Source organism: Mycobacterium paraterrae (assembly GCF_022430545.2).
In the GTDB taxonomy this organism is placed as follows: domain Bacteria; phylum Actinomycetota; class Actinomycetes; order Mycobacteriales; family Mycobacteriaceae; genus Mycobacterium; species Mycobacterium paraterrae.
The window spans coordinates 1,870,274-1,891,188 of the sequence record NZ_CP092488.2 but is presented as its reverse complement, the minus strand read 5'-3'; the positions used below and the strand labels follow the sequence as shown (position 1 = coordinate 1,891,188).

25 protein-coding genes are annotated in these 20,915 nt (G+C 64.4%); 10 read left to right on the top strand and 15 right to left on the bottom strand.

The window, feature by feature from the left end:
- Window position 1: 1 nt before the first annotated feature.
- Window positions 2-421, bottom strand: coding sequence for a DUF3237 domain-containing protein (locus tag MKK62_RS09035; protein ID WP_240261394.1), 420 nt, complete (start codon window positions 419-421; stop codon window positions 2-4).
- Window positions 414-1,307, bottom strand: coding sequence for a VOC family protein (locus tag MKK62_RS09030; protein ID WP_240261395.1), 894 nt, complete (start codon window positions 1,305-1,307; stop codon window positions 414-416). Before MKK62_RS09030 ends, MKK62_RS09035 begins: the two co-directional genes overlap by 8 nt.
- Before the next feature lie 100 nt (window positions 1,308-1,407).
- Here MKK62_RS09030 and MKK62_RS09025 point away from each other — a divergent pair, with 100 nt between their 5' ends.
- From MKK62_RS09025 to MKK62_RS09005, 5 genes are all read left to right on the top strand, one after another.
- The gene (locus MKK62_RS09025) at window positions 1,408-1,899 is read left to right on the top strand and encodes an FAS1-like dehydratase domain-containing protein (RefSeq protein ID WP_240261396.1); all 492 of its coding nucleotides are present in this window, start codon (window positions 1,408-1,410) and stop codon (window positions 1,897-1,899) included.
- Window positions 1,900-1,920: 21 nt separating this feature from the next.
- Window positions 1,921-3,348, top strand: coding sequence for an NAD-dependent succinate-semialdehyde dehydrogenase (locus MKK62_RS09020; protein WP_240261397.1), 1,428 nt, complete (start codon window positions 1,921-1,923; stop codon window positions 3,346-3,348).
- Window positions 3,345-3,794 (top strand): MaoC/PaaZ C-terminal domain-containing protein, encoded by a 450-nt coding sequence (locus tag MKK62_RS09015; RefSeq protein WP_240261398.1) that lies wholly within the window; start codon window positions 3,345-3,347, stop codon window positions 3,792-3,794. Before MKK62_RS09020 ends, MKK62_RS09015 begins: the two co-directional genes overlap by 4 nt.
- 4 nt (window positions 3,795-3,798) lie before the next feature.
- A complete protein-coding gene (locus MKK62_RS09010) occupies window positions 3,799-4,116 on the top strand; it encodes an acyl-CoA synthetase (RefSeq protein WP_240261399.1) in 318 nt (105 codons plus the stop codon).
- A gap of 91 nt (window positions 4,117-4,207) precedes the next feature.
- Window positions 4,208-5,404 (top strand): amidohydrolase family protein, encoded by a 1,197-nt coding sequence (locus tag MKK62_RS09005; RefSeq protein WP_240261400.1) that lies wholly within the window; start codon window positions 4,208-4,210, stop codon window positions 5,402-5,404.
- Here the strand turns inward: MKK62_RS09005 and MKK62_RS09000 are convergent, their stop codons facing one another.
- Window positions 5,405-6,199 carry an SDR family NAD(P)-dependent oxidoreductase gene (locus MKK62_RS09000; protein WP_240261401.1) on the bottom strand — a complete coding sequence of 265 codons (795 nt, stop codon included), beginning with the start codon at window positions 6,197-6,199 and terminating at the stop codon, window positions 5,405-5,407.
- Between the two features lie 96 nt (window positions 6,200-6,295).
- Here MKK62_RS09000 and MKK62_RS08995 point away from each other — a divergent pair, with 96 nt between their 5' ends.
- The 3 genes from MKK62_RS08995 (at window position 6,296) to MKK62_RS08985 (ending at window position 8,002) form a co-directional block, all read left to right on the top strand.
- A complete protein-coding gene (locus tag MKK62_RS08995) occupies window positions 6,296-6,493 on the top strand; it encodes a ferredoxin (protein WP_240261402.1) in 198 nt (65 codons plus the stop codon).
- A 70-nt stretch (window positions 6,494-6,563) separates the two neighbouring features.
- Window positions 6,564-7,181: a TetR/AcrR family transcriptional regulator gene (locus tag MKK62_RS08990; protein WP_240261403.1), complete on the top strand. Its 618-nt coding sequence runs from the start codon at window positions 6,564-6,566 to the stop codon at window positions 7,179-7,181.
- Window positions 7,178-8,002, top strand: coding sequence for a hypothetical protein (locus MKK62_RS08985; protein WP_240261404.1), 825 nt, complete (start codon window positions 7,178-7,180; stop codon window positions 8,000-8,002). Before MKK62_RS08990 ends, MKK62_RS08985 begins: the two co-directional genes overlap by 4 nt.
- Before the next feature lie 4 nt (window positions 8,003-8,006).
- Here the strand turns inward: MKK62_RS08985 and MKK62_RS08980 are convergent, their stop codons facing one another.
- Window positions 8,007-8,201: a hypothetical protein gene (locus tag MKK62_RS08980; protein WP_240261405.1), complete on the bottom strand. Its 195-nt coding sequence runs from the start codon at window positions 8,199-8,201 to the stop codon at window positions 8,007-8,009.
- Between the two features lie 104 nt (window positions 8,202-8,305).
- On the opposite strand from MKK62_RS08980, the gene MKK62_RS08975 reads away from it, so the two are divergent.
- Entirely contained in the window at window positions 8,306-9,610 is a 1,305-nt protein-coding gene (locus MKK62_RS08975; RefSeq protein ID WP_240261406.1) for an amidohydrolase family protein, read from the top strand.
- Here MKK62_RS08975 and MKK62_RS08970 read toward each other — a convergent pair.
- From MKK62_RS08970 to MKK62_RS08920, 11 genes are all read right to left on the bottom strand, one after another.
- A complete protein-coding gene (locus MKK62_RS08970) occupies window positions 9,607-11,088 on the bottom strand; it encodes an adenylate/guanylate cyclase domain-containing protein (protein WP_240261407.1) in 1,482 nt (493 codons plus the stop codon). The genes MKK62_RS08975 and MKK62_RS08970 overlap by 4 nt on opposite strands.
- Window positions 11,085-11,639, bottom strand: a complete 555-nt coding sequence (locus tag MKK62_RS08965) for a nuclear transport factor 2 family protein (RefSeq protein WP_240261408.1) — start codon at window positions 11,637-11,639, stop codon at window positions 11,085-11,087. Before MKK62_RS08965 ends, MKK62_RS08970 begins: the two co-directional genes overlap by 4 nt.
- A 2-nt stretch (window positions 11,640-11,641) precedes the next feature.
- Complete coding sequence (locus MKK62_RS08960) at window positions 11,642-12,421, bottom strand: SDR family NAD(P)-dependent oxidoreductase (RefSeq protein ID WP_240261409.1); 780 nt, start codon at window positions 12,419-12,421, stop codon at window positions 11,642-11,644.
- On the bottom strand, window positions 12,418-13,614 hold the full coding sequence (locus MKK62_RS08955; RefSeq protein WP_240261410.1) for a cytochrome P450: 1,197 nt from the start codon (window positions 13,612-13,614) through the stop codon (window positions 12,418-12,420). Before MKK62_RS08955 ends, MKK62_RS08960 begins: the two co-directional genes overlap by 4 nt.
- A 51-nt stretch (window positions 13,615-13,665) precedes the next feature.
- Complete coding sequence (locus tag MKK62_RS08950; RefSeq protein WP_240261411.1) at window positions 13,666-14,433, bottom strand: enoyl-CoA hydratase/isomerase family protein; 768 nt, start codon at window positions 14,431-14,433, stop codon at window positions 13,666-13,668.
- Entirely contained in the window at window positions 14,430-15,230 is an 801-nt protein-coding gene (locus MKK62_RS08945) for an enoyl-CoA hydratase/isomerase family protein (protein ID WP_240261412.1), read from the bottom strand. Before MKK62_RS08945 ends, MKK62_RS08950 begins: the two co-directional genes overlap by 4 nt.
- Window positions 15,231-15,268: 38 nt before the next feature.
- Window positions 15,269-16,123, bottom strand: coding sequence for an enoyl-CoA hydratase/isomerase family protein (locus MKK62_RS08940; protein ID WP_240261413.1), 855 nt, complete (start codon window positions 16,121-16,123; stop codon window positions 15,269-15,271).
- Complete coding sequence (locus MKK62_RS08935; RefSeq protein ID WP_240261414.1) at window positions 16,120-16,347, bottom strand: biotin/lipoyl-containing protein; 228 nt, start codon at window positions 16,345-16,347, stop codon at window positions 16,120-16,122. The genes MKK62_RS08940 and MKK62_RS08935 overlap by 4 nt, the downstream gene beginning before the upstream one ends.
- Window positions 16,344-18,362 carry an alpha-ketoacid dehydrogenase subunit alpha/beta gene (locus tag MKK62_RS08930; protein WP_240261415.1) on the bottom strand — a complete coding sequence of 673 codons (2,019 nt, stop codon included), beginning with the start codon at window positions 18,360-18,362 and terminating at the stop codon, window positions 16,344-16,346. Before MKK62_RS08930 ends, MKK62_RS08935 begins: the two co-directional genes overlap by 4 nt.
- Window positions 18,363-18,504: 142 nt before the next feature.
- The gene (locus MKK62_RS08925; protein ID WP_240261416.1) at window positions 18,505-18,906 is read right to left on the bottom strand and encodes a nuclear transport factor 2 family protein; all 402 of its coding nucleotides are present in this window, start codon (window positions 18,904-18,906) and stop codon (window positions 18,505-18,507) included.
- A 3-nt stretch (window positions 18,907-18,909) separates the two neighbouring features.
- Entirely contained in the window at window positions 18,910-19,983 is a 1,074-nt protein-coding gene (locus MKK62_RS08920; protein ID WP_240261417.1) for an LLM class flavin-dependent oxidoreductase, read from the bottom strand.
- Between the two features lie 101 nt (window positions 19,984-20,084).
- Here MKK62_RS08920 and MKK62_RS08915 point away from each other — a divergent pair, with 101 nt between their 5' ends.
- On the top strand, window positions 20,085-20,912 hold the full coding sequence (locus tag MKK62_RS08915) for a MaoC/PaaZ C-terminal domain-containing protein (protein WP_240261418.1): 828 nt from the start codon (window positions 20,085-20,087) through the stop codon (window positions 20,910-20,912).
- The last annotated feature ends 3 nt before the right edge of the window (window positions 20,913-20,915 follow it).

The following is a 20,915-nucleotide window of genomic DNA, read 5'->3' as shown; positions in this document are numbered from 1 at the left end:
CCTAGACGACCTCGAAGACGTCGTAGGTCAGGCTGCGACCGGTGAAACTTCCCTTCGCAACGCCGAGGATCCGCGTCAGCCACTCGTACCTGTCGTCTCCGGTCTCGAAGTACATCGACGAGTACACGATTCCCGTGCGCGCGTTCATTCTGCCGAGGTACGTCACGAGAATCACCGCACCGTCGTCGGTTTCGATCGTCAGCCGAGCGTCCACCCGGACTCTCCCGCCCGGCTCGACGCTCGCCCAGTCCGCTGCGGCCCGCCCCTTCAGCGAGGCTCGCAGCCGATCACCGTCGAAGCGTGCCGCGGTGATCTCGCCGACTGTCACGGCGCCCGCGGGGCCGGCGGACACGGCGATGGGCTCGGCGAGCTCATAGCCGACCCGGCACAGCGGACGGAGCCGTGCCGCGCTGTCAGCCACGGCCCACGAATTCAATGGCGACACCATGGCATGTCGTCGGGTCGGCAACGAGGCGTTGGCCGGCCCGGTCGGCGATCTCGACGCCGTGGTCGACGAGGTGCGATTCCGCCGCCGCAAGGTCGGCCGTCTCGAAGATGCAGGAGTGCATGATTTCACCGTTGGCCGCGAGATCGCGTGCGGCGACGGTGTCTTGGGACAACGGCGTGATGAGTTCCACCGTGGTGTTGGCTCCGACCTTGAGCACTCGCCGGTGGGAACCGGCCGAATGCTCCTCGCCCCACACCGTGGCCCCGAGCGCCGTATAGACGGCTGTCGCCCGGTCAAGCTCGCGGACGACGACACCGATCCGCCAGCCCTCGATAGCAAGCGGATGCGCGCGCCACGGCTGATTCGACCAGCCCGCAACGAATCTCGGATCCTCCCACTTGCCCGGCACACCCAGCGGTCCCGGCTTCGATTCGATGAACGGCATGAATTCGAGCTGTCCGGCAGTGTCCTTGGGATGGGTGAAGACCGGGCTCATGGGTGAAGCCACCACGGCCTCGCGCCCCGAGCCCCCGAGACCGAAACAACGGACGCCCGCGCCGTTCAACGCGTCGTACACGTCGGCGGGCGAACTGTTGACGAAATAGGCGACCGCGTGCAGGTGGGGCCCGAATCGCTTCAGGAATTTACCGAGCGGCAGATCTGTCCCCTCGGCGGTCGGCTCCATCACGTCGACGGCGAGGTCCGCGATGGTGAGCATGGACGCCCATCGCTTCTCGACGTCCAGCCATTCGTCAGTGAAGATGTCGACCGCGCCGAAGACGGTGCGGTACCACTTGGCGACCGTGCGGTAATCGTCGACGACATGATTGACGTGCCATTGCCGGCCGATGTCGATCACGAGTCTCCCGTCCCTACTATCCTCGAAACACTATGACAGATACTGTCCTGTTGTCGGGATCGGCCTCGGGTTGCCGCAGGCAGAGGGAACGGGGTGGCGGGTGACCGGAAGTTTGCTCACTACGCGGCTCACCGACGTGCTTGGCACGTGGCACGACCAGGGCGCGCCCTCGTTTCCGATTGAGCGTTCCGACATTCGGAGGTGGGTGATCGCCACCTACTGGCCCGAGTCGCCCCCTCGGCTCTATTGGGATGAGGAATACGCCCGCACGACGAAGTGGGGCGGCATCATCGCCCCCGACGATTTCAACCCCTTTGCATGGCCGATCGAGAAGCTGGACGCCGGCCCCGCTCGCTACGCCTTACCGCAACCCGGGGAGCCGGCGCAGCACGTGCTCAACGGCGGTGTCGAGTTCACCTTCGGCCAGCCGATGAGGCCCGGGGACGTGATCAGCGGTCGGTGGCGCATCAAGGATGCGACAGAACGTGACGGCAAGCTGGGCCGGATGCTGTATCTGCGGTTGGAACGCGAACTCGGCAATCAGCACGGCCAGGTTGTCCGGACCCGCGTCGACACCCTGATCCGCTACTGAAAGCCGACGAGGAGAACGAGCATGTACATCGCAGGTGAATGGCGATCAGCGTTGTCGGGCAGAACGTTTGAGAGCACCAGCCCCGCATCCGGCTCCGTGCTGGGCACCGTCCCAGACGGTGATCGCGCCGATGCCAGGGCAGCGATCGACGCCGCGGCCGCCGCACTGCCGGCCTGGCGGGCGAAGACCGCCTACGAGCGCGCAGAGGTCCTGATCGCGGCACATCGGATCATGCTCGAACGGCAAGACGACCTGGCACAATTGATGACCAGAGAGCAAGGTAAGCCGCTGCGGATGGCGCGCACCGAGGTGGGTTACGCCGCAGATTTCCTGCTCTGGTTCGCCGAAGAGGCGAAACGCGTTTACGGAGAGGTGGTTCCGTCTGCCCGCGCCGACCAACGCTTCCTCGTACTCCAGCAGCCGGTCGGCGTCTGTGCAGCGATCACGCCTTGGAATTACCCCATTTCGATGATCACCCGCAAGGTCGCGCCCGCACTCGCCGCCGGTTGCACGTCGGTGCTCAAACCCGCCGAACAGACGCCGCTGTGCGCGATCGAGACGTTCCGCGTCTTCGCCGACGCCGGCGCACCTCCCGGGGTGGTCAACCTCGTCACGTGTTCGGACCCCGAGCCGGTTGCCGACGAGATCCTCGCCGACCCCGAGGTACGCAAAATCAGTTTCACCGGGTCCACGGAGATCGGCAAGATGATCGCATCGCGGGCGGGAGCCACGATGAAACGGGTGTCGATGGAACTGGGCGGCCACGCACCGTTCCTCGTTTTCGCCGATGCGGATCCCGAGCACGCTGCCAAGGGGGCGGCGCTGGTCAAGTTCCTCAACACCGGTCAGGCGTGCATCTGTCCCAACCGCTTCCTCGTGCACCGCTCGATCGCCGAACCGTTCCTTGCGACCCTGCGCGCACGCGTCGAGAATCTCGTCCCCGGCGACGGGTTGGAGAAGAGCACAACGGTGGGCCCGTTGATCGATGATGTCGCCGTCAAGAAGATGGAACGTCAGGTAAAGGACGCCGTCGACAAGGGCGCGACGGTAGTTACCGGCGGATCACGCCTGACCGGAACCCGTTTCGACGAGGGCTACTTCTTCGCTCCGACGATCCTGTCCGGGGTCACACCGGAGATGCTCATCTGTTCGGAAGAGACATTCGGTCCGATCGCCCCGGTGATGGTGTTCGACGACGAGAGCGAGGCGGTTGAGCTGGCGAACTCGACACGGTACGGGCTGGCCGCCTACCTCTATACCCGTGACATCACTCGCGCTATCCGGGTCGCCGAAGCTCTCGATTTCGGGATGATCGGCATCAACGACATCAACCCGACCTCGGCGGCCGTGCCGTTCGGTGGCATCAAGGAGAGCGGGTTGGGCCGCGAGGGCGCCCGAGCGGGCATCGCCGAGTATCTCGACACCAAGGTTCTCGGAGTTGCGTTGTGACGCTCGACTACAACGCGATCGCCGTCGGTGACCGGATACCGGAGTTCGTCCGGACCACTGGCTTCGAAGAGTGGAACCGCTACGCGGCGGTGAACGACGAATTCATTCCGATCCACATGGACGACGCTGCCGGTCGAGCGGCGGGCAACGAGGCCGGTGCGTTCGGCATGGGCAACTTGCGACTCGCCTACTTAGCGAACATGTTACGGAAATGGATCGGCGACGACGGCGAAATCCGTTCCCTGACAGCCAAGTACAGAAGCATGAACCAGAAAGGCGACGAGCTGCACGCCGTCGGAGAGGTGGTCGGCAAAGAGATCGTCGACGGTGTCGGACTCGTGCATCTGACGATCGACGTAGTCGATCAACACGGCACGAGTACGACACCGGGCACTGCCACAGTCGCGGTAGGTCCGCCTGCGTCCAATGGAAGCCGCGGGGAGTGACGCGATGCCCGAGCCGATTGACCAGCCGGACACTGAGCGGGAGAAGCGCGACGAGGCCGACCACGATCTGTTGACGTTCGGGGAAGTCGGCGAACGACTGCGCCTGGAGATCGCTGCGGCAGCACGGGACGTGCGGAGTGCCGCGGAATCTGGCACTCCCGAGGAGCTCGATCGGGCCGAGAGTCGCCTCCGCGACTTGCGTGCCGCAGCCAAACGCAACACGGTCAGCCCCATCAACGACGCCAACTTCGAAAAATTCTTCGGATATCCCGGAACGCCGCGCCGAAACCTCTCCGGACCCGCCCCAGACGATGTCGTATGACAATTAGTCACTTATTGTTTAGTTGTACTACGATCGACGTGGGTAGCCCAGTCGCGGCCCACAACCGTGCAGATCACAGCTGAGGACCACCATGCCGCTACAGGACCATCATCAGATCGTCTCCGTGGATGACCACCTCGTCGAACATCCGCGGGTCTGGCAGGACCGGTTACCGGCCAAGTACCGCGAGGCCGGTCCGCGAATCGTCGAGCGCGACGGCAAGCACCTCTGGAGCTATGACGACGTCATCTACCCCACCATCGGATTGAACGCGGTCGCCGGCAGACCGATGCAGGAGTGGGGCCTGGATCCTGTCCGTTACGAGGACATGATTCCCGGCTGCTACGATCCAGCCGCCCGTGTTGCGGACATGGATCTCGACGGCACTCAGGCGGCGTTGTGCTTTCCCTCGTTTCCCGGTTTCGCCGGCGGCACCTTCCTACGCGCGCAAGACAAGAAACTGGCGCTGCTGTGCGTGAAGGCCTGGAACGACTTCTACATCGAAGAATGGTGCTCAACCGCACCCGACCGCTATATACCGCTGGCGCTACTGCCGTTATGGGATATCGATGCCTGCGTCGCAGAGGCCCAACGAACGGCTGCGATGGGCGCCCGGACGGTGTCATTCCCCGACAGTCCCGTTCCGCTCGGGCTGCCATCGTTCCACTCCGACCACTGGGATCCCTTGTGGCAGGTCTGCTCCGAGGCGCAGATGCCGGTGTCGATGCACTTCGGCTCGGGGGGCTACGTGCCCGGTTTCTCGTTCAGCTCGATGGAAAAGTACTCGACTCTCGATACCGTCAACGGTGTCCGTCCGATGCCGGACTCGCCCTACGCCGTCGCCATCACTTTGTTCGCGACGAACCTGATGTGGTCGACCGTCGATCTGCTGCTGTCCGGGAAACTTCAAAGGTTCCCTGAGTTGCAGTTCTCCCTTGCCGAAGGCGGTATCGGCTGGCTGCCGTACATCCTGGAACGCACGGACTACGTGTGGGAGCGCCACCGGTACTACCAGCCGATCGACTTCGATACCAGACCGTCGGAACTGTTCCGGAAACACTTCTACGGCTGCTTCATCGACGACGAGCACGGCCTGGCGAATCGTCACGCGATAGGAATCGACCGCATCACCCTGGAGACCGACTTTCCGCACTCGGACTCGAGTTGGCCCAACTCACGTAAGCGCGCGGCCGAAGTATTGGCCAACGTGCCCGACGACGAGTGCGCCTTGATCGTCGAGGAGAACGCCCGCAGGATGCTGCGCTTCCCGAGAACGTCCGCGGCGTAGCTACTTGAATACGCCGGGTGAGCTGGAGTAGTCGACGGTGGACAACTCCGTCATTCCGCCATCGATGTGCAGCACGGTGCCGGTGACGAACGCCGCATCGTCGCTGGCCAAAAATGCCACCGCTGGGGCGATTTCGGTGTCGGGATCGGCGCCGCGCTTCATCGGCGACGCGTTGGCGGTTCGGGTGTAGTTGTCCCATTCGGTGCCGATCATGTCGCGCTGCACGTCGGTCAGCGCGAATGGACACACGGCGTTGACGCGGATCCCGTGCGCGGCCCACTCGTTGGCCGCCACCTTGGTCAGCGCGCCGATCGCACCCTTGGCCGCCGAATACGGCCCGGTATAAGCGATTCCGCCGATCGCCGAGCCAGACACGAAGTTGACCACCGAGGCCTTGCCGGCAGCTTTGAGGAACGGGTGCGCGATCTGCATGAACCGGAACGTCGCCTTCGGACCGGTCGCCTCGGACAACTCCCAGTCCTTGTCCGAAACCAGTTCCAACGCCTTCGGCATCGCGAAATACTGTGCGGCGTTGACCAGCACGTGCAGTTCACCGCCGACCGCCGCGACATCGACGGCGGCGGCAATGTCGTCGCGCTTGGCGACGTTCGCCTTGACGAACTTTGCGACACCGCCGTCCTGCTCGATGAGCTCGACGCACTCGGCGGCTTTGTCTTCGTTCAGGTCGACGATCGTGACCCTGGCGCCCTCTGCGGAGAGGCGACGGCAGATTGCCCTGCCGAGCCCCTGCGCGCCACCGGTGACCAGTGCGTTCCGCTCGTCGAGGCGGCCCATGATGTTCTCCCTTGCGTGAGACAATTGAACATCTTCCGTTCTATCATCCAGCATCATCGCAGACCGTCGAAATTCGACGCAGGAGAGGGGTATCGGATGCGGGCAGAGGTGGATCGCGATCTGTGCGAGTCGAACGCCGTCTGTGTGGGAATCGCCTCGGACATCTTCGAACTCGACGACGAAGACCTCGTGGTGGTCACCGTCGACGAGATACCGGAAGACCGCGAAGACGACGTCCGCTCGGCGGTCCAACTGTGCCCGAAGATCGCGTTGACGTTGCGCGAAGACCACTAACCACTCGGCGACGCGCGACAGGTTGACGGTCGTCATTGACGGCCGTCAACGATGCCGCTACCGTGACTGCATGACATCGAGCCCCGCTCTCCCAGCCGCGGGCGGGCAGACGATGAGTGTCCGCGAGATCAGGCGGTTGGAAACCCGGGCACGCCTTTTCGACGCGGCCGTCGAAGAGATCAGCGCGCGAGGCCTGGCCCGTGCGGACGTCACCGCGATTGCGAAAGCCGTCGGCGTCGTGCGCGGCACCTTCTACTTCCACTTCCCTACCAAGGAACATGTGCTCGCGGAACTGCAGCACAGGGAGGAAGCCGCCGTTGTCGACGCGCTGCGACGGGCACGTGGCGCAACCGACGATCTCGAATCGGTCCTGACGCTGCTGGTGCGTCACGTCTTGGACGCTGAGCGCCGCATGGGCGGCGTCGTGTTTCAAGACATGCTCGGCATGCAGTTCTCGTCCTCACGACCGGGCGACATCGAGTTCGCCGAACACCCGGTGATGCAGTTCATCATCGAAGCGATCAGCAATGCCCAACGGGCCAAAAACGTTTCGAGCGGCGCCGACCCCAGCGAACTCGCGCTGTTCTTCGGCACCGGGCTGTACGCCCTGCTGGCCGCCGGTGTCCACGACTTCCGCGCGCTGAGCCGTTATGTGACAACGATTGTCAACGGGATGGAGAACAGATGACCCACAACACCATTGAGGGCTACCGCGACTTCCTGGTTCGTCGTGACGGCGACGCCGACCTTTTGAATCGATGGCTGAAACTTCGCGAGCAGTTCTTCGACGACCTCGTCGCTAACCCCGTGGCGTCCCGCCACCCCGCCGACCGCGAGACGTTCCTGCGTAATTTGCGCAGGCGGCGTCCAGAACCGGGGTTGGACCGCAAGATGCTGTTCCTGCTGGCCACCGCGAAGATGAACCAAGCCGAGCGGTTCGGGGTCGGCCTCGGCGAGACCTACGGGCGAAACAGCGACGGAGACCTACCGCTCGAGCGGGTGTACATCGAACTCGAGGAGCACTACCACACCCGCCTGCTCGCCTACACGCTTGACATGTTCGATCTGACATTCCAGGTCATGCCGCCGCCGTTCGTGATGCGGCAGTTCGTCAAGCTGAATGTGTTTGTGCCTGAACGACTTCGCGTCGCTTTCGTCGGGGCCGGTGAGATGGCCGGCTGCGTCATGTTCGACGAACTTCGACGTCTGGGAGTGGAGCTGTTCGCCGACGAGCCGGACGTCGCCGAACGCATCGACCTGTTGTACACCGAGATCCTCACTGACGAGGTAGGGCACGTCGGGTACTGCGCCTCGCGTTGCACGAGTGCAGAGCGTGCGGCGATGCGCCGGTTGTTTCCGATAGTCGGGAAGATGATCGCCAAGCAGACCAGCGAAATCATCGAACTGGTCGACCGCGACCGGCTTTTCGCCCGCCTAGAACGACCGTTCGATATCGGCGAACTCACCGACGGGCTGCGCAACGAGACCTACCTGATCACGCAGCCGTGAAAGCTCATTGACGACGGTAGTGCTCCAGCGCTTCCCGCATGCCGGCAAGTCGCCGCTCGGTGAATTCGTCACCTTCGCCGGCTTCGATCTTTGCCGTCGCCTCGGCGATCTCAGCGACGAGGCGACTGGCCGCCTCATCACGGGTCAGAAGGTCTTGATCCACCCAGTCGTCGTGCGGAATCCGATCGTTGGCGTCCATACTCGCCCTTCCCTCGCGGCCCAAGCTATAGTCAAATAAGCACAATCTGTTTAATTGTTCTGCACGAGCGCCAGCCTAACAGCGAAGATCGAGAGGTATCAGCGATGCCGCTGCAACCGTCCATGAAGCTCCTTTCCGTCGACGATCACCTCATCGAGCCGCCACACGTGTGGAGGGATCGGCTGCCGAAGAAATACCTCGAAGACGGTCCCCGCATCGTCGAATTCCCCCGCGAGGGTAAGCCGCCTATGCACCAATGGGTGTACGAGGGCCGCAGCTACCCCAACATCGGGCTGAACGCCGTCGCGGGTAAGTCGCCGGAGGAGTTCGGCGTCGACCCTGTGCGATACGACGACATGATTCCTGGTTGCTACGACCCCAAGGCGAGACTGGCCGACATGGACATCGACGGGGTGCACGCGATGCTGTGCTTCCCCTCGTTTCCGCGATTCTGCGGAACGGTATTTCTCGAGGGAAACGACAAGGATCTCGCGCTGCTCAGCGTGCAGGCCTGGAACGACTTCTCGCTCGACGAGTGGTGCTCCGCGGACCCGGCCCGGTTCATCCCGATGATGATCAGCCCGCTCTGGGATGTACAGCTGATGGTCGCCGAGATCGAGCGTAACGCCGCGAAAGGGTGCCGCGCGGTAGGGCTTCCGGACAATCCGATGAACCTCGGACTGCCGAGTTTCCACACTCCGCACTGGGATCCAGTCTGGTCCGCCCTCGAACAAACCAACATGACCGCCGTCATGCACTTCGGCTCCGGCGGCATGCCGCCCTCGACGGCACCCGAAGCGCCGTTTGCCGTCATGGTCACGCTGATGGGTACGACCTCGATGGCGGCGGCGATCGAGTTGGTGTTCTCACCGGTGTTCCACAAGCACCCGAACCTGAAGGTCGCGTTCTCCGAGGGCGGCATCGGGTGGATGCCCTACCTGATCGAGCGCGCGGATTATGTCTGGCGCAAGCACAAGTACTACCAGAACATTCATCCCACGATCGCGCCGTCGGAGTTGTTCCGGCGCAACATCACCGGTTGTTTCATCGAGGATGAAGTCGGCGTGGCGATGCGCCACCAGATCGGGATCGACAACATCACCTGGGAGTGCGACTACCCACACTCGGACTCCTTCTGGCCCATGAGCCGGGCCCGCGCCGAGGAGATGCTCGCGGGCGTGCCGGACGAGGACGCCGCCAAGATCGTCGAACTCAACACGCGCCGTTGGTACGCCTTCCCGGAGGAGGGTTTCAAGGCCTCCAACGCCGACTCCGGCTGGCGGCCGAATAACGGCGAGCCGCCCGAGTACGACTACGACGCGGTGATGTCAGATCACGGCGGTGTCGGATACGGGGCCTTCATCGAGAACCTCGCCAAGCAGATGGCTAACAAAGAGCAGAAGAACTAGGACGCTGGCACCGCGATGTCGGTCGGGGCATCGCGGCCACGCAGGACACGCGACGAGACCAACCGCCATCGATCGGCTTCCCCGGCCGCGGCGCGGCGCAGCGCGGATCCCGAGGCCGCGACTCCCCCGTGGGTTTTCGCATACTCGGCCAGTCGCGCGGCCTCGTTTACCGGATCACCGATGACGGTGTACTCGTAGCGGCGCGGATCGCCCACATTGCCGGCCACCACAGCCCCGGCGGACACCCCGATGCCGGCCGCCAAGCCCGGCTCAGCCGACCCCAGCGCCACCGACAACTCACGCGCCGAGGCCAATGCAGCTCCGGAGTGGTCCGAAATGGGCTCGGGCGCACCGAAGATCGCCAGGGCAGCGTCTCCTTCGAACTTGTTCACCCACCCGTGATGGTGTTCGACGCATTCGACGACAGCGGCAAAGAACTCATTGAGTCGGGCCACGAGCCGATCTGGCCCGAGCTCCAACGCCATCCGCGTCGAGCCGACCAGGTCCACAAACACCACCGCGACCTCACAATTGGTTCCGCCAAGCTGTGCTGACGCGGACGCCTCCGCCAGTCGCGCGACCTGCCGACCGACATGCCTGCCAAAGAGATCACGCAGGCGCTCACGTTCACGAAGGCCCCCAGCCATCGTGTTGAAGCCAGCCTGCAGCAACCCGAGTTCGGAGGCATCGAACACCGGCACTGTGACGTCATACTCGCCGTCGGCGATCCGAGTCATCCCGTCACGCAGTTCGTCGATGGGATCGGCCATGATGGCACCCGTGAATATGGTGACCGTCAGACCGCTCGCGACGGCTGCCCCGCCCAGGCTCAGCACGACGATCGCGAGCCGGTTGCCGGGGTACTTGATGACGAGCGCGCTGGCGCACACCAGCAGGATCATCAACAACGGAACACCGGTGCCTACGACCCACGCGGACACGGCCCGTAACCTCAGGCCCGGAGGTCGGCGGCGCTCCGGTGGATGCTCAGTGAGCATCGGCGCGACATGGGGTCGCAGGACGCGCGTGCTCCACCAGTAGGTCAGTGTGGCGGTCGTCGTCGCTGCCAGCAACGTCGAGATGCCCAGGGTCGTGGCCAGCCACGGTCGTACAGCATTGACGCAGATGAGCAGGAGGGCCCCGCTGGTCCACACGACGGCGCTGATGGTCGTCAGCCGACCAGGGGTCGACATGAGGACGCGGTGGCGGGCGGCTGACGATGCACCCATGGGCACCGTCGTCCACCACAAGCCCCAAACGGCCGCTGCTGGAATCGATATCGCCGCGAAGATGATTGCGGCGCTGACGTTGACATGCAGCACCGAGGGATCGGCCAGAGCGGCCCCGGTGGGTAACGCGCGCGAAGCCATGACACCGATTACCGATGCTCCCACCATGCTGGGGATCAGCGAACCGGTCAACAACGCGGCTCGCACGGCAGGCTCGACGGTGAAGTCACGGCCAGGCCAGAATCTCACAACGACGACACCCCGTCGTCTGTATTCAGAGTTCGCCACCATTCGGCGAAATCGGGGTCTGACAAAGGAATGTCACCCACCCCCACTTGCCTACGCGGCCACTCGGCGGCACGCTGCGCCAATGGTGATTTGGTGTGCGCGGCGCCGTACCAGAGCCGGTGCCGACGATGCGCGAAAAGCCATTCCCCGTCGACACTTTCGTAGCGATCGTCGTACCTGATGAGCTGTTCGACAAAGCCCTCGGTGCGGGTCTGGGCATAGCAATGCGCCCACACCTGGCCGCTCGCGTGCATCTCGTCATGCATCTCGATGAGGTGGTTGGCCACCAGGATGACTGCGAACAGGCTGTCCTTGAGACTGTCGAGCATCAATCTGCGCAGCGCATCGCGGCCCTGTCCATACGCACCGAAACGTGCTGTGGGTGAGAATAACTGGACCATCGCATCGACGTCGCGCGCCTCGATTGCGGCAGCGTAGCGGATCGGTAGCGCGCGGATGCGGTCGCGAGCAAGAAGTGCTGTGACCTCGGAGTCGTCTACTGGCGGAGACACCGTCAGCCTCCGGTCACATTGACGTCCTGGCCCGTGATCGCCGACGCAGCATCAGAGGCCAACCACATCGAGACCTCGGCGACTTCGTCCGGCTGCACCAGCCGACCCAGCTTGTTCTGTGATGCAACCCGCTGCCGCAACACGCCGGCATCCAGGCCCTCCTCTTGCGCGCGGCGCGCGACGTAGCGGTCGAGCAGTTCGCCTGCCACGCTTCCGACCACAATCGTGTTCACCCGAATTCCGAAGCCACCCACCTCGAGAGCGAGCGTCTCAGCGAGCGCAGTCAGGCCCAGCTTGGCCGAAGCGTAGTGAGCCTTGCGGGGCTGGACGCTGCGGGCCGCGGCTGACGAGACGAACTGGATGTTGCCACGCTGTGCGGGAATCATGGCTGCCCGCAGCGCTTCTCGTGCCAACACCATCGGCGCCACCAGGTTGGTGGCGAGCACGTCCTGCCAGTTCTCGACGGTGGCCTCGGAGACGGACTGGTCGACGCCCGGCACGGCCGCATTGTTGACGAGGATGTCAAGTCGCTCCCACCGGGCCAGCACGGCGGCGACGACGTCACCACATTGCGCCTCGTCCCGGATGTCGGCGACATGGACGGAGGCGACGCCGCCCTCCGCGGCGACAAGATCAGCCGTCCGCTCGAGTTCGTCCGGTCGCCGTGCAATGAGGGCCACCGTCGCGCCGCGTTGGGCGTAACGCCGCGCCAGGATTCGCCCGATGCCGCCGCTCGCGCCGGTGATGACAGCGACCTGGTCGGCAAACGCGGCGGTCGTCACAATGTGATGGGGACGCTGGCCGGGCCTCTGACCGAGTTGGTGTGGACGTATTCGACGGCGGCCTCGTCGACGGTCCACGTTGGAAATCGCTTGAGTGTCTCTTCGATAGCCACCCTGGCCTCCAGCCTGGCCAGAGCGGCACCCAGGCAAAAATGCGACCCGTGGCCGAAACTGATGTGCCGGATGCCCGTTCGGGTCACGTCGAAGGTTTCGGGGTTCTCGTACTGACGTTCGTCACGACCCGCTGACCCTGTGAGCAACGCCACCTTCGATCCGGCGGGTATCACCGTGTCGTGATACGTGGTGTCGCGCAACGTGAATCGTCCCTGTATGGGTGACGGTGCGTCGTAGCGGAGTAGTTCTTCCACCGCACCGCCGATCAGGCCGGGATCCGCGACGAGCTTGGCGCGCTGGTCAGCGTTGCGCGCCAGCGTCAAGGCCGCCCAGCCGAGGAGTCGCGCGACGGTCTCGTTGCCTGCGACGTTGACCATCGCGATGAAGACGAGCAGTTCGCCGTCGTCGAGGCGGCGTGGATCGACGTCAGGCATGACGAGATCGGAATCCATCAGGTCGCTGACGATGTCGGCCGTACGATGCTGCCGTCGTAGCTCGATCTGCTGGCGGTAGTAGTCGAACAGGTTCGCCGAAGCCTGATCGCCCTCGGCGCTGCGCTCGGGGTTGCCCTCGTCGCGGTGGACCTGGGCATCGGACCACTCGCGTAGGTTGTCGTGGTCTCCCTCGGGAAAGCCGAGCAGTGAGCTGATCACCATCACGGGGAGCTTGGCGGAGAAATCGCGCACGTAGTCAAATCCCGCGGTGCCGACGTGCCGGTCCAGGTAGCCCCGGCACAGCTCTCGGATGTGATCCTCGAGCTTGGCGATCCGGCTGCGAAAGAACGTGCGGTTGACCATCTTCCGCATGTACGTGTGGTCGGGCGGATCCATCATGATCATCGCCTTGGGGGATCCCCAGGGATCTTCGGTGATCATGTCGAGGGTGATGCCGTGTTCGGACGAGAAGCAATCGGTGTCCAGAGATGCCGCCATCACGTCGTCGAACCTGCTCAGAGCGTAGAAGTCGTACTCGGAGTTGTAGTACACCGGCGCTTCGTCGCGCATGCGCTTCCACACTGAATACGGTTCGGCGTGCAAGGTGCGGTCGAAAGGATCCCAGCGCAGGTCCGTCGCGGTCATCGACACCGTCCTTTCTTCACGGAACAGTATTACAGATGTTGTTTAGTTGCACTATGGCTGAGCGCTGCCGAACTGCGCCCTGCCTGCGGCGGCGGACGAGCGGTGCTGCGCGACCGTAGCGACCGCCAGTTCCAACGGGTGGAATGACGCCAATTGGGCCGCTTCCACAGACGCGATGAGCCGCTTGGTCAGTTCGACCGCGCCCGAGTCTGCCTCCGCGAGTTCGCAAGCGGTGGTGACGGCGTCGTCGATCGCGGCACCGGGTTCGGCGAGTTCTGTAACCAGGCCCATCCGATGGGCGTCCTCGGCTGGTAACCGATTGCCGCGCAACAACAGCGACGAGGCGCGGTGTCGGCCCAGTTGCTGGGTCAAGCGCCACGCCAGCCCGCCGTCGGGCACCACCGCCCGGGCTACGAACGGTGCAGAAAAGAACGCATCGCGCGCGGCGATCACCAGATCGCACGCCAGCGCGAGGCTCCATCCGAGACCGACAGCGGCCCCCTCGACCGCGGCGATGGTCGGGACCGCGCTGTCGCGCAACTGCGCCATTACCCGCTGCGTATGCTCGACCCGTCCCGCTGGTCCCATCGGCCCGTCGCCATGGGCCGGGCCGGACTTCAGATCGCCCCCCGCGCAGAAGAATCCTGCCGCGCCTGCGACCACGATGCCCCGTGCGTCCGAGGCGCCCGACAGCGCAGCCGACAGCTCGGTCCAGGATTCGTACCGCAGCGAATTTCGCTGCGCGGGACGGTTCAGCAGGATCAGCGCGACTCCGTCGCGGTCCTCGACCAAGACCAGCGGCTCCTCCGGCGTGCTCACTTGCGGCTGAGGAATTTGTCGATCGCGGCGCGGTGCTCCGGCGTCGTGAAGCACTCCGTCTCCGCCGAGATGCCGAATTCAAGGATCGCGGTCACCGCGCGTTCGGCGTGCAGGTTGAGGGTGCGCTTGGTGTCCTGCACGGCACGCGCGGGCAGCGCGGCCAGTCGGTGAGCGAGAGCCAGCCCTTCGGACTTGATGTCGGCGTGCGGCACGACCCGAATCGCCAGCCCGAGCTCGACGGCCTTGTCGGCCGTGATCCGCTCGCCGAGCATCAGATACTCCTTGGCCCTCATCAGGCTCATCAGCAACGGCCACAGCACTGACCCGCCGTCGCCGGCGACCAGGCCGCTCGCCACATGGGTGTCCGCGAAAAACGATCGGTCCGACATCAGCACGAGGTCGCACAGGACAGCGATGCTGCAGCCGAACCCGACGGCGGGACCGTTCACCGCCGCCACAATCGGCAACGGAAAGTCGATCATGTCCCGTACGATTCGACGGGCATCGCGCATGCCCTCGCGGCGGGTGACCGGATTCTCGACGTGAGTGTGCAACCACTCGACGAGATCGCCTCCCGCAGAGAAGAAGTCACCAGTACCGGTGAGCAGGACCGCGCGGGCGTCGGCGTCCTCCCCGAGGGTCGCCCACAACCGGGCGAACGCGCCGTGCATCCGGTTGTTCACCGCGTTCGCGTTGTCGGGGTTGTTCAGCGTGACGATACGGACCGGGCCGTCGTTAGCCACCAGTATCTCGTCGCACCCGGTTACGTCGGCGGTGCCCTGCGCAAGCTCGGTCATCGTATCGGCCCCGTCGATTCAGTAATGATCAATGGGATTCAGCCCTTTCGGAAGTCTTGGTCGTCTGATGCCCAGGCAGGTCGGCGGGTCGCGACGAATGCCTCGCGGTCAGAGGTCGTCGGCCAGTCCGGTGCTCGCTTGTCGAGGAAAGCGGTGAAGGCCTCGATCTGTTCGGCCGTGCCCATCGACGCCCAGTAGCCGGAGACGTCGACCGGCGGTAGCGCGCGGAACATCTCCCGCTTCATCGACGCACGGGCGGCCGGCCCGGTGTTGCGCACCCGATCGAGCAACGCCGCGGTCTCGGCGGCGAGCGAGTCGTGCGGCACCACTTTGCCGACCAGCCCCAGTCGCTCCGCTTCAGATGCCTCGACCCAGTCGTTGCCGTAGATGAGGTGATTCGCCCGTAAAGTGCCGACGCGTTGCGGGATCCGGGCGGCGACGAACGCCTCGTAGACACCGCGCGTCAGATCCGGTATGCGCAGTCGGGCGTGATCGGAGGCAATGACCAGGTCGGCGTAGAGCGTCATGACAAGCCCGCCGCCGAGTGCCAGTCCGTTGACCGCGCACACCACGATCTTCGGGATCTTGCCCAGCGTCTCGAACGGGGTCGCGTCGTATGCCTCCGTGAATGCATCCCACCGCCGATCGGGGTTGGAGACCGCGTTCATATCACCGCCGGCGCAGAACACGTCGCCGGTACCGGTGATCACGAGGAAGTTCAGGTCAGGTTCGTCGGCCACGATCATCGCGGCGCGTTTGATCCCGTGATAACCGTCCGCCGTCAACGCGTTTCGCTTCTCAGGCCGATTGATCGTCACCGTCAGCGTGTCCCCGTGGATCGTCGCGGACAGCTCCTTCGCTGCGAGGTCGACGTGGGCGGGCAGCGTGGTCATGAAATGACGGCGATGAGTGCGCCTACCTCGTAGGTTCCGCCCTCCTCGACTTTCCAGGAAATGGTGCCCGCCGCAGGGGACTCGATATCCATCTCCGCTTTGTCGGTGGCGATCGAATACAGCGGCTCACCCTCGCTGACGGTCGCACCCTCCTCGACGAAGAACTCGGTGACTTCGGCTTCGGTGATTGCGTCACCGGGCTTGGGTAGCCGGACGTCTGTCACGTGATCCTCCGGATCGCATCAATCAGGGTGGCAGCACCCGGGCGGCACGCGGCTTCCAGCGTGGCGGCCCGAGGGACGGGGGTGAACGTCCCGGCGACGCGTTGAATCGGTGCGCTGAGCACACCGAAGAGTTCGGTTCCCACGGCGGCGGCGATCTCCGCACCCGGTCCGCAGAACCCGACGGACTCGTGCGCTACCACCAATCGCGTGGTCTTTCGCACGGACTCCAGTACCGTCGACAAGTCCAGCGGGACAAGTGTTCGCAGATCGACGACCTCGACCGAGAGCCGTTCGGCGGCAAGCTGTTCGGCTGCCTCGAGCGCGGCGTGGACCATTACCCCGTAGGTGACGACGGTGACGTCGGAGCCCTCTCGCTTGATATCGGCCTGCCCGAGCGGAATGACGTAGTCCGCTAGCGGGACCGGGCCCTTGCCGCCGCCGTAATACAACTTCATGGACTCCACGAACAGACACGGATCGCTGTCCTGAAGGCAGGCGTTGAGCAGGCCTGCGGCGTCGGCGGCGGTGCTCGGCCAGACCACTTTCAGGCCCGGAGTATGCATTGCCCACGCCTCGAAAGCCTGCGAATGTTGCGGCCCGGCAGCCATTCCCACCATCGTGCGGATGACCATGGGTGCGCCCTGGCGACCACCGGACATGTACCGCACCTTGGCGGCGTGGTTCGCGATCTGGTCCATCGCGACTCCGAGGAAGTCCATGAACATGAGCTCGGCCACCGGGCGCAGGCCACCGAGCGAGGCGCCGACCGCGGCGCCGATGATCGACGACTCCGCTATGGGAGTGTCGAGCACCCTGTCTTCTCCGTACTTCGACGACAGCCCCGCCGTGACCTTGAACATCCCGCCGCCGGACGGATCGCCGATGTCTTCGCCGAGCAGCACGATGGACTCGTCGGCCTGCATCGCACGGTCCAGGGTTCGGTGAATCGCCGCAACCAGCCCTAGTTCTTCGGTCTCACCACTCGGGACCGGGACGTGCACTTGGTCGGCAGATGCGTGCGCGGATCCGTTGCTCGCGAATACGTCTCGGTTCAGCTCGTCGATGGCGGGCGGGGCCGCGTCACGCGCAGAGACGAAGGCATCGTCGACGCTCGCCGCCAGCTCCGCGTCGATTGAATCGAGTTGCGACTCGGTGGCCACGCCGTCGGCGATCAGCTGGTTGCGATACCTCTCGAACGGTGGGTCGGCCCGCTTGGCTTTGAGCTCGTCCTGGTCGGCATACGCCATCGCGTCGCCGAAGTAGTGGCCCTGGAGCCGATATGCCACCGCCTCGACAAACGTGGGCCCTTCGCCGGAGCGGGCCCGTTGCACCGCCTCGCTGACCCTGTCGAACACCGCGAGCGGATCGGTCCCGTCGACGGTCACGCCTGGCATTCCGTAGCCCGCAGCCCGATCCGAGAGGCGCGCGGTGCGGGTGTAACGCTCGAACGACGTGCTCTCGGCCCACGCGTTGTTCTGACAGAAGAAGACCACAGGTAGCTTCCAGAGGGCGGCCATGTTCATCGCCTCGTGTACGTAGCCGATGCTGGTGGCGCCATCGCCGAAGCTGACCAGCACCACCTGCCCCGTCCGCTTGTGACGGGCGGCCAGCGCGATGCCGTTCGCGATCAGCGGCCCCGCCCCGACAATGCCTGTGGTCCAGGCGACACCGTGCTCGGGGTCGTAGATGCCCATGGCGCCGGCCTTGCCCCTCGAAAGCCCGGTCGAGCGGCCGAGAAGCTCGCCGAAATAGCCGGGGAGGTCGATCCCTTTCGCCACGACGTCGCCGAGACCTCGATAGGTGGTGACGAGCTGATCTGCACCGGAGAGCGCCAGCATGGCACCGGCGGACATCGCCTCCTGTCCCTGCACAGGCCAGTAGCTCATCGCCGCCTCACCGGAGGACAACGCCTTACGCACGCGCGCGTCGGCCTTCGACACCAGCGCCATCGCGCGGTATAGCTTCAGTGCAAGCTCGACGTCACGCGAGACGGTTGCTTCTTGGGTGACAGCCATGTCAACTCCTCATCAGTCTGCGGCAACGCCGGAGCGAGTATACAACATGACGGTATTTGTTCGATCGTCTATCTTACTCCGGCCTGCCGGGAGGTTATCCCCCGAAACCAACTGCGGCGCTTAGCTTTACGGTGACGGGCGACTATTCGGTCTGGTAGCCGAGCTGCGCGCCGACCTGTAGGCGGTCGAAGTAACACCGCTCGAGTACCAAACCTGCTCCGTCGAACCCGAACACGTTCACGCTGAGCATGTCGATCGAGGTATCCGGGGCGCTGGTCCGCGTCTCGACAACGACCCCGTCGTCACCGTGGTAGATCGCGACAGCCGAGTACTGCACGGGCGGCAGGTCCTTCCACTGCGCAAGGATCATCGCCCGCACCGCCGACTCGCCGTCGAACACCTTTCCCGTGGGAATGATCTCGTAGCGGGGACGGGTGAAGGTCGCCATGACGGCGTCAATGTCGCGGTCATTCTCGGCCTGAACGTGACGCAGGACCAATCGCTCCCTCGCATCGCGCAGGTCGTCGGGCCTCGTCGCGGCCACAGCCTAGGCCGGCGCCGCCGCGAGCTCACTTGCCGCGGGGATGACTTCTTCGGCGAAAAGCTTCATGGACTCATAGACCTTGCCGCGGTCCATCGCACCGCCGCGCGACATGCGCAGCATGATGTTGCGCCAACCCATGTCGATGACCGTTTTCATCTTGCCAACGATCCGGTCTGGGTCACCCATCAACGTCAGATGCGAATTCAGCACCTGCTCATACGACTGCTTGTCGTGCTTGTCGAACCAATCCGAGTACGCCTTGTAGTCGGCGGGAATTTCGCCGCCACGCTCGAACGGGCTCGAGTACTTACGGTGAGTCTGGATGGACAATTCGACGCTGTCGCGCGGGTAGCTGCGCGCGAAATCGTCGTCCTGGTGGCAGAACGCATTGAGCAGAGCCCACACATTGCCCGTCGCGGCGTCGAGTCCCTTCTTCGATTGCGTTTCGAGGTAAATGTCGAGCGCCCCCTGCAGATCCGGATCAACCTGATAGGGATTGCCGATAATCGCGCCGAATCCCTTGTCGGCCAGCCATTCGAAGCTGGACGGGGTCTTCATCACGGTGCCCCACACCGGGATCGGGCGCTGGACGGGTCGCGGATACACGGTGACGTCCTCGATCTGGAAGTACTTGCCCGCATAGCTGACGTTCTCTTGGGTCAGCAGCAGGTTCACGATCTCGACGCACTCCTGATAGCGGCCCGTGGCCTCGTCCATCGGTACGCCGAAACCCTTGAATTCATGGGCCTGGTATCCGCGGCCGAATCCCGCGTCGAAGCGTCCGCCGGACAGCACATCGACCATGGCGATACGTTCGGCCAGCTGGATCGGGTTGTGAAAGGGCGCCACCATGCAGGCAGTTCCGATGCGAACGCGTTCGGTGCGCGCCGCAATAGCGGCGGCGACCAGCGGCAGGTCGGCGAGCATGCCGTAGGGCGAGAAGTGGTGTTCGGCCAGCCAGATCTCGTCGTAACCCAGCTCCTCGGCCCACTGCGCCTCTTCGAGAACGTTGGCGAGTACTTCCTGATCGCTGAGGTGATTCGGTTTGTCGCCGAGGATAAAGACGCCGAATTTCACGGTAAGCCTCCCGAAAGTAGTTGCAGTTCGTGCAACTATATTGCACGATTGAACAACTTGCGTCAATCCGTTCATTCCGATCCCGACTTCAGGAGGCATGCGTGACACTGACCGAGGCGATCGGATTCGCCCTGGAGCCCACGACTTTCAGCTGGTCGGAAACCGACACGATCCTCTACGCGCTGGGCGTTGGGGCACGCCCACCGACTGAGACACATTTACTGGACGAGACGCGCGGCGGGCCTGCCGTGCTGCCGACATTCGCGTTGCTGGCCAACTGGTGGGCGGTCAAAGATCTGCGCAACGCCCTACAGCTCGGCTCGTCGCCCATCGTTCACGGCGGTCAGGCGCTAGAGCTGCACCGACCTATCGAGGCCCGCGGCCAAGCGGTGGTGTCGGCCGTGGTGACCGCGGTGTGGGACAAAGGCAAGCACGCGGCCATCGAAGTGACCGCTACCGGCGCCGACGATGACGGCCCCCTGTTCACCGCGATCGGACAGACGATGGTCCTCGGTGCGGGCGGATTCGGCGGCGACCGGGGACCGGCTGCTACCGAGGATCCCCAGGGGCCGCCCTCTGCGGCTTTCCACGACACGGTAAGACCCGAACAGTCCGCCGTCTACCGCCTGTCAGGCGATCGCAACCCCCTTCACATCGATCCGGAGGCAGCCCGCAAAGCCGGCTTCGACGACGTGTCCCTCCATGGCCTGTGCACGTTTGGATTCGCGGCGCGGGCGCTGATCAACTCGCTCGGCAACGGTGACCCGCTTTCCCTGCGCGCGATCAGTTGCCGATTCGCCAAGCCGGTCATGCTGGACGCGCCACTGGTCACTGAGATGTGGCAGCGTGACTCCGAAGTCCGTTTCCGGACGACACAAAACGGAACCGTCGCGCTGGCCGCCGGTGTGGCGACCATCGGAGGACGGTGACCG